Raw genomic sequence first — 12,871 nt, 5'->3', positions numbered from 1 at the left:
CGGAGGCATCGCCGGAAAGCCGACAAGACACGGTTTCCGGCGATGCATTTGGTTGACTCGAAACTTAACCGACTTGCGGCGAAAAATCAATCATAAACGAACACATTGGTGGCGCCGGTTTCGGCGGACGAGGCATTCAGCCGGAAGCCGGCGAACAGTTCGCGGCCCATGCCGTGGTGATGGTCTTTCGCACTGTTTACCGCCGGTTTGCGGGCATTGAACTCATCCTTGTCGACCAGCACGTTCACTTCGCCGGTTTCGGTGTTCAGATGGATCATGTCGCCGTTGCGGACTTTCGCGAGCGGGCCGCCGTCCGCGCATTCGGGGCACATGTGGATCGCCGACGGGACTTTGCCGGATGCGCCGGACATCCGGCCGTCGGTGATCAGCGCGACTTTGTAGCCTTTGTCCTGCAGCAGGCCCAATGGCGGGGTCAGCTTGTGCAGTTCCGGCATGCCGTTCGATTTCGGCCCCTGGAAGCGGATCACCGCAATGAAGTCGCGGTCCAGTTCGCCGCGCTTGAACGCGGCCATCATGTCGTCCTGGTCGTCGAAAACCACCGCGGGAGCCAACACCTCGCGGTGGTCCTTGCTGACCGCGGAGACCTTCGAGACGCCGCGGCCCAGGTTGCCGTGCATCACGTGCAGGCCGCCCGAAGCATCGAACGGCTCGGTGACGGAACGCAGCACCTCGGTATCGAGCGAAGCGGCAGGGCAGGGCTCCCAGGCCAGTTTGCCGTCCACCAGTTTGGGCTCCCGGGTGTAATGCTTCATACCCTTGCCGTCGGCGACGGTCAGGATGTCCTCGTGCAGCAGGCCGTGGGCCAGAAGTTCCGCGATCAATACGCCCATGCCGCCGGCGGCCTGGAAGTGGTTTACGTCCGCCGGCCCGTTGGGATAGATTCGGGTCAACAATGGCACGACCCTTGAAAGCGCGTCGAAATCGTCCCAGTTGATGATGATGCCTGCCGCGCGCGCGATCGCGATCAGGTGCATCGTATGATTGGTCGAGCCGCCGGTCGCGAGCAGGCCGATGATCGCGTTCAGGATTGCCTTTTCGTTGATCACATGGCCGATCGGGCGGAAATCGTCGCCCAATGCGGTGAATTTCAACACCTGGCGGGCCGCGGCTTTGGTCAGCTCGTCGCGCAGCGGCGTATAAGGATTGACGAACGAGGAACCGGGCAGATGCAGGCCCATGATTTCCACCATCATCTGGTTGCTGTTGGCGGTGCCGTAGAAGGTGCAGGTGCCGGGTCCGTGATAGGACTTCGATTCGGATTCCAAGAGCTCCTGGCGGGTGATCTTGCCTTCGGCGAATTTTTGCCGGGCGCGCGATTTTTCCTTGTTGGTGATGCCGCTGGTCATCGGGCCGGCCGGCACGAACACGGCCGGCAGATGGCCGAAACTCAAGGCGCCGATCAACAGGCCCGGCACGATCTTGTCGCAGACGCCGAGGTACAGCGCGCCGTCGAACATGTTGTGGCTGAGGCCGACCGCAGTCGCCATCGCGATCACGTCGCGGCTGAACAACGATAATTCCATGCCGGCCTGGCCCTGGGTGATGCCGTCGCACATCGCCGGCACGCCGCCGGCGAACTGGGCCACGCCGCCGGCTTCGTGGACCGCTTCCTTGATCAGCGCCGGCGCGTCCTTATACGGTTCGTGCGCGGACAGCATGTCGTTGTACGACGAGATGATCGCGATATCCGCTTTTTGCGGACCGGCCAGATCAACCTTTTCGGCCGCCGAGCAGGCGGCGAACCCGTGCGCGAGGTTGCCGCAGCCGAGCGTCAGGCGGCGCGGCCCCTGTTCGACCGCCGAGTCGACGCGGGCAAGATAAAGGGCGCGGCTTTCGCGGCTGCGCTTGACTACATCGCGGGTGACTTTTTCGATGACTGGATGCATAGTGAGTACCTAACTGAGCGGCGAATTCGAAAGAGTTCGCCAAGGATGAATAAATCTGCGAGTAGGCTGGGTTGAGGAACGAAACCCGGCGTTACTTAAAACCTGTGCCGGGTTTCCGTAAAGCTTCAAACCAGCCTACTCCGAGTTCATTTTCGGAATCAGCCTTCCCACGCCCGTCCGTCGCGGTCGAGCAGCAAGTCGGAGGCGATCGGTCCCCAGGTGCCGGCTTGGTACGGCTTCGGCTTTTCGGGGGACTTCGCCCAGGCGTTCTGGATCGAATCGATCCAGGTCCAGGCCTGTTCGATTTCTTCACGGCTCAGGAACAGGGTCGGATTGCCGCGCATCGCTTCGAGCACCAGCTTTTCGTAGCCGCCGAAAATCCGGCTCTTCTTGAAGGTTTCCGAGAAGCTCAAATCGAGCTTGGTCTTTTGGATCTTCAGGTTTTCGTCGATTCCGGGCACCTTGTTCAGCATCTCGATTTCGACGCCTTCGTTCGGCTGCAGGCGGATCAGCAGTTTATTCGGCGGCAGGCGCAGGTAGCTGTCCTTGAAGATGTTGTGCGGTACGCGCTTGAAATAGACTACGATTTCGGTCCGCTTGCTGTGCATGCGCTTGCCGGCCCTGAGGTAGAACGGCACGTCGGCCCAGCGCCAGTTGTCGATATCGACGCGGATTGCGACGAAGGTCTCGGTCGTGCTGTCGGTATTGGCGCCTTCTTCTTCGAGATAGCCCGGCACCGGTCCCCGGTTCACATAACCGGCCGTATATTGTCCGCGCACGGTCTTTTCGTCGACATTCTTGATCGTGATCGGGCGCAGCGCTTTCAGTACCTTGATCTTTTCGTTATGGATGCTTTCGGCTTCCAGGTTGGCCGGCGGTTCCATTGCGATGAAAGTCAAGATCTGCAGCAAGTGATTCTGCACCATGTCGCGCAGCTGCCCGGTCTTGTCGAAATACTCCCAGCGGCCTTCGATGCCGATGTCTTCGCCGACGGTGATCTGGATATGGTCGATCGTGTTGTGGTTCCAGTTGGTCGTGAAGATCGAATTGGCGAAACGCAAGGCGAGCAGGTTCAGCACCGTTTCCTTGCCCAGATAATGGTCGATCCGGTAAACCTGGTCTTCATTGAAGACCTTGGCGACTTCGTCGTTGATTTCGATCGAAGATTGCAAATTATGGCCGATCGGTTTTTCCATCACCATCCGCGATTCGGGTGTCAGGATGCCCGAATAATTGAGGCCCTGGCAGATGGGCTTGAATAGAAACGGCGCGACCGCAAAGTAGTTGACCATCACCCGCTGCTGCTGGTCGATCGCCTCGTGCAGCCGATGATATTGCTCCATTTGGGTCAAATCGATCTGCAGATAATTCAGCCGGCTCGAAAAGCGTTTCCAGACTTCCTCGTCCAGTTTCTCGTTCAGAAACTGCTGCAGGCTTTTATGCGCCACATCGATGTAAAAAGCGCTATCTCCGGGATGTCGGTCTACGCCGACGATCCGCGTGTCGGGTTCGAGCAGGCCCGCGTTTTCGAGGCGGTACAGCGAAATGAGCAGTTTGCGCCGGGTTAAATCGCCGAGAGCGCCATAGATGACCAGATCGCAGGGTTTGAATTTTTTGTCCTTCATTGGAGATGGTTTCAGGTTTTTTGTCGAGTCGGAAAGGGGAATGAGAGCCGGGTTCTCGGTCAATTTGGGGTTAAACCAACCCCCTATTATCGCAGAAAACGGGTTTCACCGCCGTACTCATTGCAACGCTGGAGGTGCCTGAATGAAATCTGCGGAGTTTCGCCCCGGCTCCCACCGCCTTTACCTCGGGCTTTGCGGGGAGGAATTGCGATTCGCTATGATTTCGAGTCGAAAATTTATTGACAGAGGTTGCGACTGTCACTATAGTATCGATTCACTACTATTGGAAAGTCGATAGTTTTCGTTGTCCGCCGTAACGGCGGAATTGCCGAATGCAAACGATTGAAACGTTTATTCCGGCGGGAAAAATCGATTCGGGATGAATCTCGGCCCGGTGAGTCCGGTAGATAGTGAGGCCCGAACGGCGCTAATGACGGGGCGCAGTGAAGCAAGTGCGGGATGACGAGCGTGGCGGATCCGCCGCGGCTCGTCACTGAGGCCCTGCCGGCCTGGACTGCCGGTAAAGCATAGGATTGCTGACGGCTGGATGTGCAAATGGTAGCCAAACGCGGATCGCAGGGACACGGTCCGGTCTTCATCCAGCCGTATCGATAAGGGAAAGACGCTGCAGACGGATTAGAACGATAAAAACATTGAGTGGCTATTTATACGAGGTGGACAGTATGAACGAAGAAGTAAAAATTAAAGACCGTTTCTGGATGTACGTCGGCTGTGCGGTATTCGTGATCGTAACCGGCATTCTGATGGTCAAGCAAAGCGAGAACGAAAAATACGCGCCGATCAAACAATTGGCGGATGACGAAAAAGCATCGATGAACATCCGGGTACTCAGTTAATTCCCGGCATATGGCCGTTGTGCTTGCGGAAAATGCGCCGGTCCCCGGCTTCGCAATGACCGGTGGGGTCGGCGTTTTGGCAAGGGCGGCGCCTTTGGCAGTTGCGCGTTTTATTGATCGGCTTCACGTTCGGTCAAGAGGGAGCGCAGTTCAGCTCTTAAACATTCCGAACAGGAGGAACAACTATGAAACGTAATTTTACCTGGCTGGCCGTCGCCTTGGCCGTATTTTCCGGCGGCGCCTCGGCATCCGAATACATTTTCAGGGATTTGATGGCCAATACCCTGCCGTCGCCCGGCTGCGCGGCCGAGGCGGAAGCGATTGCAAAAGCGACTAAGCCTTATAATATCAATAACTACAGTAAGCGGTTCTGTCAAACCCAGGGTTACGGCTGGTATGTGTCGGAAGTCAAAGACAACGGTAAAGCGGTATGCCAAGATTGTACGGGCGCCGATGCCGGCAAAAAACAATGCCATGTGGAAGATGTCGTTGTGACCTGCAAACGCCTTAAACCCGGTTCGGCGGGTTTGATCCCCGGAAAGAGCTGAGTTTTTGCTGCCCAGGGTTAATTTTCTTGCTCAAACGATCGGCGCTTATTTATAGCCTTACCCCTGGCCGATGAATAGCGCCGGCCGTCACCTATTACCGGCCGGCAATCCGACGGCTTGCGTTCCGGTGGGAATGTCTGGCCCCGGCTGGTAACTTTTTTTGCTTTTCTTCCCGCGCTTCGCCGAAATTTGTCGAACTCAGGGAGTTCTACCGCGCCTTCCATTGAATTTTTGATTGTCCGGACGAGTGGGGGCTATGTTTCAGTCAACCACATCCCAACTATTTGCCCAAACACCGCACTACCTTTTAATGTCTCGGCATTGCCGGCGTCGGTATGAGATTTTTACAAAAAAATCAATATCGAATCTCTGTCAATCCGCATTTCTGTGCTACTCTATGCGTCTTTTTTTATCGGGGGATGAAAATCGATGAAAGCGACAGTCAAATGGGTTGACGGCGTGATGTTTGTCGGCGAATCCGGCAGCGGGCATGCGGTCGTGATGGACGGTCCGCCCGACCACGGCGGCCGGAATATGGGGTTCCGCCCGATGGAAATGTTGCTGCTGGGTATTGGCGGCTGTTCGTCTTTCGATGTGGTGCAGATTCTGCAAAAGGGCAAAAACGACATCGTCGATTGTGTGACCGAATTGACCGCCGAGCGCGTCGATGCGGTGCCGGCCGTCTTCAGTAAAATCCATTTGCATTTTATCGTCAAGGGCCGCAATTTGAAGGAAGCGGTGGTCGAGCGGGCGGTTAAACTGTCGGCGGAAAAATATTGTTCCGCGTCGATTATGTTGGGTAAGGCGGGGGTGGAAATCACCCATGATTTTGAAGTGATCGAGGTTTAATGAGTTGAAAAATAAATTGCAATTGCACGGCTTTAACAATCTGACGAAGTCGCTGAGTTTCAATATATATGACGTTTGTTATGCGCCGGCAGAGCAGCAGCAGGCTTATATCGAGTATATCGACGAAGCCTATAATGCTGACCGCCTGACGCAGATTCTGAAGGATGTCGCCGACATCATCGGCGCGCAAATCCTGAATATCGCGCATCAGGATTACGATCCTCAAGGCGCCAGCGTGACGATGCTGATTTCGGAAGGCGATGTGATGCCGCCGGCAAATATGAACAGCCAGACGCCCGGCCCGTTGCCTGACACCGTGCTCGCGCACCTCGATAAAAGCCACATTACGGTGCATACGTATCCCGAAAGCCATCCCGACAACGGCATCAGCACGTTTCGGGCGGACATCGACGTGTCGACCTGCGGCCGTATTTCCCCCCTGAAGGCGCTGAATTATCTGATCCACAGCTTCGAGTCGGACATTGTGATCATGGATTACCGCGTCCGCGGCTTTACCCGCGACATCACCGGCAAAAAGCATTACATCGACCACAACATTACCTCGATTCAGAACTATATCGCGAAGGATACGCAGGAGCTGTATCAGATGATCGACGTAAACGTGTACCAGGAAAACATCTTTCACACCAAGATGATGCTGAAGGAGTTTGAGCTCGAAAATTATCTTTTCGAAAAGGAAAGCAACTTGAACGACCTGCAGAAGGCGGAGATCGAAAAGAAACTGCAGACCGAAGTCACCGAAATTTTTTATGGACACAATTACCGCCGCAAAAAGATCAAGGTGGCCGACTAATAATTTCTACGTTCCCTTAAGCGAAGCAGGGCGGGTAAGCGAAGGCCTTACCCGCCCTTTTTTTGATTATGGCCGCCTTTTACGCAAAGGCAGGCGCTCTTTAACCGCTCCCGTATCGTTCCCGTGCGCGAGCGCGGCGACGATGTTCAGATACTCCGACGGTTTGGGTCGGTATAAAACGAATCCGAGCGCGGCCAGGCCGGTAAAAATGTACAGCGTATTTAAGCCGTCGCCGAGCAGGAAGAGGACGATGCCCAGCATCCCGATAGCTTCAACCAATACCATCGACACAATCACGGTCGTCAGGTAGCGGCGCTTGGCCGGTTTGTCGCCGGGCATCGTCTGGCAGAGGCGGATTTGAATGTAACGGATCAGGTTCGTCAACGGAAAAGTGATGATCGCGATCGCATAAAACACGGTGCGGTATATGATCAGCCGGTCTTGGGGCCAATGCTGCTGCCATTGTTCGCCTTCCCGGATACAAAGCGCGACGACGACGGCGAGGCCTGCCGCCATGACGATCATGACGGCGCGAGGAATCATCAGATCGGCGTTGATTCGGGCATTATCGAATTGGGAATCCATCGTTTTCCTGAATATTAAAACTGGATATATGATACCAGACCTTCGTCTCCTCCCGGCGGATGCGGCAAGTTTCGGAGTGAAGTTTTTATCGGCAAGGGCAGTGGATCAAGTCCTGATAAAGTGATAAAGTTCAACATTTTGGCGGAACGGCTCGCCGGGATTGAGCGGCAGCCGGCCGCTCTCATTACAATAATAAAGACACTACGACGGTCCCATTTATGAAACACTCAAGACAAAAAAAGAATGCCTGGCTGGCTGGCTGCGCCGGGCTGGTCTTTGCCTTTATGGTGACGGCTTGCTCCGACGGCGAGGACGCCAAGCAATTGCCGAACGCGGCCGAAGCCAAGAAAACGCAAACGGCGGGCGAGGTGCATAATCCATTCGACCATACGCACGACGAACCGGTCACCGATACCCGGAAACACAAATTCGAGCACGATTTCGCGGCTCAATGCGTCGAGAGGGAACTGAAAAACTCCCCCGATAAAGAAGCGGATAAGGCCCGCTGGGAGAGGCCCTGTATGTGTATCGCGACTTTCATGATGAAAAACCTGACCGCTGACGAAGCCGAAAAATTTCTCGACGAGCATAAAAATACCCAGTCGCTCGTGATCAAGTACGAGAATGCCGCCTTCCATTGCTTGCAAGCGAAGCAACAGCCTAAAGCGCCGCAGTTATTCGGCAGGCAATAACGTTTTTTCAATTCATCCGCTTTTGCCGGAGGAGAAGCAAGAAGCATTTCCTCCGGCTAAAAGCGGTGCTTAGGATTCCAGAAATTCCTCAAGCTTCTGCAGCATGAAAGGCTGCGCCTCGGCAAGCGTTTTATCTTCGGGTGTGTTATAACCCCACAGCGCGAAAATTAGTCCGATGCCGTCCAGCTCCGGATGCTTCCGGACATTCAACAAAGTCGGCAAGCGGTCTTCGGCAAAATACAGCGTCCGTTCCGGATGCGCTTTTAGCAAGCCTTTCAGTACCTCGGGCTTGCTCATATTGCGGTCCAGTCCGAAAATGCGCTCGTCCGCCAGTTCGATCGCGTGGGCGGCAAGGATCTCTTTGACGAAACGCTCCTGTTTGGTCGTCACCACATACCAAGTATGACGTTCTCCGATCGCTCGGAGTTTATCTGCAATTCCGTCGAACAGCGGATTCATCCGGATCCAGTGTTCCCGATCCTCCGCGATCCAAAGATCCCGGGTCTCGCCGAATAACTGCTTCAGTTCGCCGGGGCTGACTCGGGCTTCTTCCATCAGGGCTTTGCTTTTTGCTTCATAATTCGAATAGATACCGCCAACAGTCTCGCCGAGAAAGAGAAGGCGCATTGCCAGAATTGCCTCGAATCCGGTCTCGATCAACGGGCGGACCGCCCGAAAACGATCGACCATGGTCGGCGGAACTTCCCGGGGCATTTCGTGCCAGAGGCGGCCCGCTGCTTTCCAGCCGGTCATTGCGGTTTCCACCGCGCTGTCGCAGATCACGCCGTCGAAATCGAGCGCGTAGACAAGAGAATCTTTCATAAGGGGGCTTCTTTTAATTAAAAGGGGAAAACGGGCTCTGCCTTTGATGCAGCGGTGAAAATGCGCTGCCTGATCAAGGCTCCTTGCGGAAGGGGTGAAGGATGTTGCGGTCGAGATCGATCGTATAGGCCTTGCCGAAGCCGGCTACATACTGCCCTGTTTCGGGCGTCAATTCAATCAGGTGAAAATCGGGCAAGGTGCGCAACAGTGCCGCCATATTGCCGAACTTGTCTTCCAGCGCCTGCAACTGGCGAGGATAAAGCGGATCGCCTGGCGAAACGGTTCGGGCGCTGCAATGAAAAACCACCCGTTCCCGCGCAAAGAGATTGCGGCAGCGGGACTCCGGTTCGATGAACAGGATCGAGGCGTTGGGGTTCTGCAGCAGGTTCGGGGTGTGCTTGGCCAATTCACTGACGAAAATATAAAAACGGCCTCGTTCATCCTGCACGAAAGGCGCGTAACTGATTTCCGGTTGCCGGTCGGCCGAGCAGGTCGACAATAACAGCGTTTGCTGCGCATCGATCAGATGACGGTAGGCTTTGGAAGAAGGAAACTGATCAGGGGGCTGATGTTCGGTCATACAGAGGACGAAACGGATTGGCTGCGTACAATTTCGATCGAGCGGATCGGTTTAGATGATGGATTTGGTCGGCAAGACGGCCGGCGGGGGGCTTGTTCAGGACGAATCATCCGGTTCTGAACGAATCGCGACGGTTTTTTCGGTATATTCGCACAGGTCTTGGATTACGCAAGCGGGACATTTCGGCCGGCGTGCCGTGCAGGTGTAGCGGCCGTGCAAAATCAAGAGATGGTGTGCATACCGTTTGTGTTTTTTGGGTGTCCATTTGTCGAGCTTCTGTTCGACTTCGCGTACGTTTTTTCCGGACGCAAGGCCGGTCCGGTTGGCGACCCGGAATACATGCGTGTCGACCGCGATGAGTTCGTGGCCGAAGGCGGTATTCAGAATCACATTGGCGGTTTTCCGTCCCACCCCGGGAAGCGCCTCCAGGTTCTCCCGCGAGTCCGGTACTTCGCCGTGATGTTTTTCGAGCAATTGGCCGCACAGTGCAATGATATTGGTGGCCTTGCCGTTATAGAGGTTGATCGTTTTGATGTACTCTTTCAGGCCGTCTACCCCGAGGGCCTGAATGTCCCGGGGCGTATTGGCGACCGGGAAGAGTTTGGCGGTCGCTTTATTGACGCCTTTGTCGGTCGCCTGGGCGGACAGGACGACGGCGATCAATAATTCGAACGGGGTCGTATAGCGCAGTTCCGTAGTGGGTTCGGGGATTGCTTCGGCTAGGCGATCAAAAATCGCCAGTCGTTTATTTGCATTCATTCGATCGCGTCAGCTTTAGTTCTTGCATCTTGCGTTTTTTGGACTATCCGATGCGCGGGCATCCATTTTATAGACATACGGCAGGTCAAAAGTGCGGTCATTCTACACCATATCCCGTAGTGCGCTCGGTCTTTGCAGCATCGTTTTAAGGTCGGTCCGTGCCCTTGCAGGTACGGAAAGGGGCGATGTATGACGAAGAACCGCCGTTGTGATGTAACGCTCGCCGGAGTTTCGGATAAAGGTTGAAAAGAGCTGCCTTGCGGCAGCGAATTCCGAGCGGGCGTACGGGCTCCAAAAAAGCAGCACCGTTTGTGAAACGGCTTGAGTAGGGCGCACCCAAATAAATCGGCGTCAAGCAGCGATTTGGGGTAATCGCGCCATTTTTGCGGATGAGAGCCAATTCGGCCTACGACGCGGGCTTGATCCCAGTCGAGCCCTGTGAGTCGGAATGATGGCGCTCATAGCGCGATTGCCGGGCGTACAGGTTGTGGCTTTGGTCGCTAGCGCTCATCGGCAGGGGCTTTGCCTCCGTCCGAGTAAGAAGATGGAAGTCAGGCACCGGCCCGAATTTTTTGCCCGGAACAGCAGCTTTATCCTGTCGCCATTGCCTTAATGGTAAACGCAGCCCGACAGGGAACCGTTTTTCAAGGCGGGCCGGTCAGCGCGAATTTTGTTTGGAAGGGCAAAGTGCCGTTTCAACAGCAAATAGAAACTGCCCCGGCAGTTCTCACTGCCGTTGGGTTAATGAGGCCCGCTGCTCCGCACAATGTGTCCGGCAAAGGAAAACCCTTGGCCTGGCGCTACCTATGGGTGGATAACCTGGGTCTTACCTTAGCCTTGATCCTTTAAGACAAGGAGAATGTGGATGCGCAAAAAAAACGCACGGCATCGGCGAAGCTGCGGATGCCGCAGATGCTAAGGATTTTGCGACCGGGGCGTAAGCAATCAAACCACAATAAAAAACCCGCGTAAGAAAGAAGATTCTATGCGGGTTTGATCTGGTTTAGACTGCCGTTACATTCTCGGCTTGCGGCCCTTTTTGACCTTGAGTCACCTTCATTGTGACTTTCTGGCCTTCGCGTAACGTTTTTCTGCCGGTGCCGTTAATTGCGCTGTGATGCACAAAAACATCTTTGCCACCTTCCTGGGCGATGAAGCCAAAGCCCTTCTCATCATTGAACCATTTAACGGTGCCTGTAACCAGATCTGACATAAAATACTCTTCTGAAAAAACCGCCAATCGTCTTGGCGCAACACATCCGGGCGGGTAATCCGCCCGGCTCACTCTCTTGCGGAGCGGTCATAGTAGCATTAAATCCGGGAATTGGGCAGAACTATTTCGCTAACGGTATCTGCCAGGCCGCTTGTCCGTTGGTCGGCGGCGGCTGTCGCGGATTTCGGCCGCCGCATAGGGTGCTGCCTTGGCGGAGCCGCGGGAGGAGCGCTGGCCCGTAAATTCGTGAAGAAACAGGGCAGCCAATATCGTCAGTGCGCCGGTTAGCACATCGGCCGTTATCGGTTCCCGATTGGCTGCGTGACCGAGCAGCAGCGCCAGCACCGGCGAAATCAGGGTGATCAGGGCAACCCGTGCCGTCGGCAGCTGAATCAGCAAGTAATAATACAGCACGAAGCCCGCCGTCGTTGCGATCATTCCCAAGTAAACGATCGACGCGATACTCGCCGGTGTGAAGCGATCCGGCCATTCGCCGTCGAAGATGCCCCAGGTCAGTAAATAAGCGGGCAGCGCGATCAGCAGGCCGCCGGCGACCTGCGTCAATGCCGGGAGGTTGGCCCCGATGCGTTTGATCGATAAGGCGCTGAACGCATGCAGAAAGGAACTTAAAATCACCGCCGCGATAGCCAGGGCGGCGTTGTGCCCCATTGTCAATGCCGATCCGAACATTAGGGCCAGTCCACCGACGCCAAGCAGATAGCTGAGCAATTTGCTGAAGTTCAGTTCGTACTGCCCCAACCAGAACCTTGCCAGCAGCGCCGTAATTAGCGGGGTCAGGCCGAACAGCACCGAAATCCAGCCGGACGGAATGAATTGGGCGGCCCAGTACACCGCGAGCATCGAACAGTATGCCTGCAGCGCGACCGCGAGATAAGTCAGCCGTGCCTTGTAGTGCCAGGGCAAAGGCTGCTTCATGATCAACAGAATCGGGCCGATACAGACGACGCCGATCGCCATGCGTCCGGTTACCCCGAACAGGAAGCCGGGGCCTTCTCCGCTCCACTTGATGGCTAAAGGCGTGGTGGCCCACAACAAGACCACGCAGAGATAGGCGATCGCAATACGCATGAATGAAGATGACGGCGGTTGAGTGTTATGACGAACCCGAAACTTTGTACCGGCATTTTACGCCTAATTCAATGTTGAGGGCACTCTGTCTAAGGCAGTGCGCCGCGACATTGTCCCGAAAGACTAAATTACTGACGCAGGAGTTCACCATGAGCGAATCACCGCAATCACATGATGCTGAAAAAATGGCCTCCCTGAAAACGCTGACCGGGATCGTCTATTTATGTCAGGTATTGGCGTTCGGCTTCGGCGGACTGACCTTGCTGATAGGGATCGCGATCAATTTCATGAAGCGGAATGAGGTTCAGGGTACCTGGCTCGAATCTCACTTCAATTGGCAGATCAATACCGTCTGGATCACATTGGCCGGGTTTGCGATAGCCGCACTTTTGATGTTTACGGGGATCGGCTACTTTATCCTGTTGCCGGTGGTTCTGCTGCTGATTTACCGGATCGTGATCGGCTGGGTCGCCTGGACAGCCGAAAAGCCGGTCAAACAAATCATTCAATAGCGGGTCGGGCGCGTCTCTG

14 protein-coding genes are annotated in these 12,871 nt (G+C 55.3%); 6 read left to right on the top strand and 8 right to left on the bottom strand.

The features are described 5' to 3' along the window. Window positions 1-86: 86 nt before the first annotated feature. Window positions 87-1,907: a phosphogluconate dehydratase gene (gene edd, locus JJL52_RS06005; protein WP_202051496.1), complete on the bottom strand. Its 1,821-nt coding sequence runs from the start codon at window positions 1,905-1,907 to the stop codon at window positions 87-89. 158 nt (window positions 1,908-2,065) lie between these two features. Continuing rightward, window positions 2,066-3,532, bottom strand: a complete 1,467-nt coding sequence (gene zwf / locus JJL52_RS06000) for a glucose-6-phosphate dehydrogenase (RefSeq protein WP_202051495.1) — start codon at window positions 3,530-3,532, stop codon at window positions 2,066-2,068. A gap of 683 nt (window positions 3,533-4,215) precedes the next feature. On the opposite strand from zwf, the gene JJL52_RS05995 reads away from it, so the two are divergent. The 4 genes from JJL52_RS05995 (at window position 4,216) to speD (ending at window position 6,600) form a co-directional block, all read left to right on the top strand. After that, window positions 4,216-4,389, top strand: coding sequence for a hypothetical protein (locus JJL52_RS05995; RefSeq protein ID WP_202051494.1), 174 nt, complete (start codon window positions 4,216-4,218; stop codon window positions 4,387-4,389). 185 nt (window positions 4,390-4,574) lie between these two features. Beyond that, window positions 4,575-4,937, top strand: coding sequence for a hypothetical protein (locus JJL52_RS05990; protein WP_202051493.1), 363 nt, complete (start codon window positions 4,575-4,577; stop codon window positions 4,935-4,937). Between the two features lie 429 nt (window positions 4,938-5,366). Beyond that, window positions 5,367-5,786, top strand: coding sequence for an OsmC family protein (locus JJL52_RS05985; protein WP_202051492.1), 420 nt, complete (start codon window positions 5,367-5,369; stop codon window positions 5,784-5,786). A gap of 4 nt (window positions 5,787-5,790) precedes the next feature. Next, window positions 5,791-6,600, top strand: coding sequence for an adenosylmethionine decarboxylase (speD, locus tag JJL52_RS05980; protein WP_202051491.1), 810 nt, complete (start codon window positions 5,791-5,793; stop codon window positions 6,598-6,600). A gap of 66 nt (window positions 6,601-6,666) precedes the next feature. Here speD and JJL52_RS05975 read toward each other — a convergent pair whose 3' ends face one another. Beyond that, window positions 6,667-7,185, bottom strand: coding sequence for a hypothetical protein (locus tag JJL52_RS05975; RefSeq protein WP_202051490.1), 519 nt, complete (start codon window positions 7,183-7,185; stop codon window positions 6,667-6,669). Between the two features lie 218 nt (window positions 7,186-7,403). Between JJL52_RS05975 and JJL52_RS05970 the strand changes: the two genes are divergently transcribed. After that, window positions 7,404-7,877, top strand: a complete 474-nt coding sequence (locus JJL52_RS05970; protein WP_202051489.1) for a hypothetical protein — start codon at window positions 7,404-7,406, stop codon at window positions 7,875-7,877. Window positions 7,878-7,946: 69 nt separating this feature from the next. Here the strand turns inward: JJL52_RS05970 and JJL52_RS05965 are convergent, their stop codons facing one another. The 5 genes from JJL52_RS05965 to JJL52_RS05945 form a co-directional block, all read right to left on the bottom strand. After that, window positions 7,947-8,699 (bottom strand): HAD family hydrolase, encoded by a 753-nt coding sequence (locus JJL52_RS05965; RefSeq protein WP_202051488.1) that lies wholly within the window; start codon window positions 8,697-8,699, stop codon window positions 7,947-7,949. A 73-nt stretch (window positions 8,700-8,772) separates the two neighbouring features. Beyond that, window positions 8,773-9,279 carry a HugZ family pyridoxamine 5'-phosphate oxidase gene (locus tag JJL52_RS05960; protein WP_202051487.1) on the bottom strand — a complete coding sequence of 169 codons (507 nt, stop codon included), beginning with the start codon at window positions 9,277-9,279 and terminating at the stop codon, window positions 8,773-8,775. Between the two features lie 96 nt (window positions 9,280-9,375). Then, window positions 9,376-10,038, bottom strand: a complete 663-nt coding sequence (nth, locus tag JJL52_RS05955; protein WP_202051486.1) for an endonuclease III — start codon at window positions 10,036-10,038, stop codon at window positions 9,376-9,378. Between the two features lie 1,003 nt (window positions 10,039-11,041). Beyond that, entirely contained in the window at window positions 11,042-11,251 is a 210-nt protein-coding gene (locus tag JJL52_RS05950; protein WP_005374401.1) for a cold-shock protein, read from the bottom strand. A gap of 129 nt (window positions 11,252-11,380) precedes the next feature. After that, window positions 11,381-12,340 carry a DMT family transporter gene (locus JJL52_RS05945; protein ID WP_202051485.1) on the bottom strand — a complete coding sequence of 320 codons (960 nt, stop codon included), beginning with the start codon at window positions 12,338-12,340 and terminating at the stop codon, window positions 11,381-11,383. 149 nt (window positions 12,341-12,489) lie between these two features. Here JJL52_RS05945 and JJL52_RS05940 point away from each other — a divergent pair, with 149 nt between their 5' ends. Then, complete coding sequence (locus JJL52_RS05940) at window positions 12,490-12,852, top strand: DUF4870 family protein (RefSeq protein WP_202051484.1); 363 nt, start codon at window positions 12,490-12,492, stop codon at window positions 12,850-12,852. Window positions 12,853-12,871 lie beyond the last annotated feature (19 nt).

Source organism: Candidatus Methylomicrobium oryzae, assembly GCF_016745425.1.
In the GTDB taxonomy this organism is placed as follows: Bacteria; Pseudomonadota; Gammaproteobacteria; order Methylococcales; family Methylomonadaceae; genus Methylomicrobium; species Methylomicrobium oryzae.
Note: the sequence above shows the minus strand (reverse complement) of the source record. Positions and strands in the feature narration are given on the sequence as shown.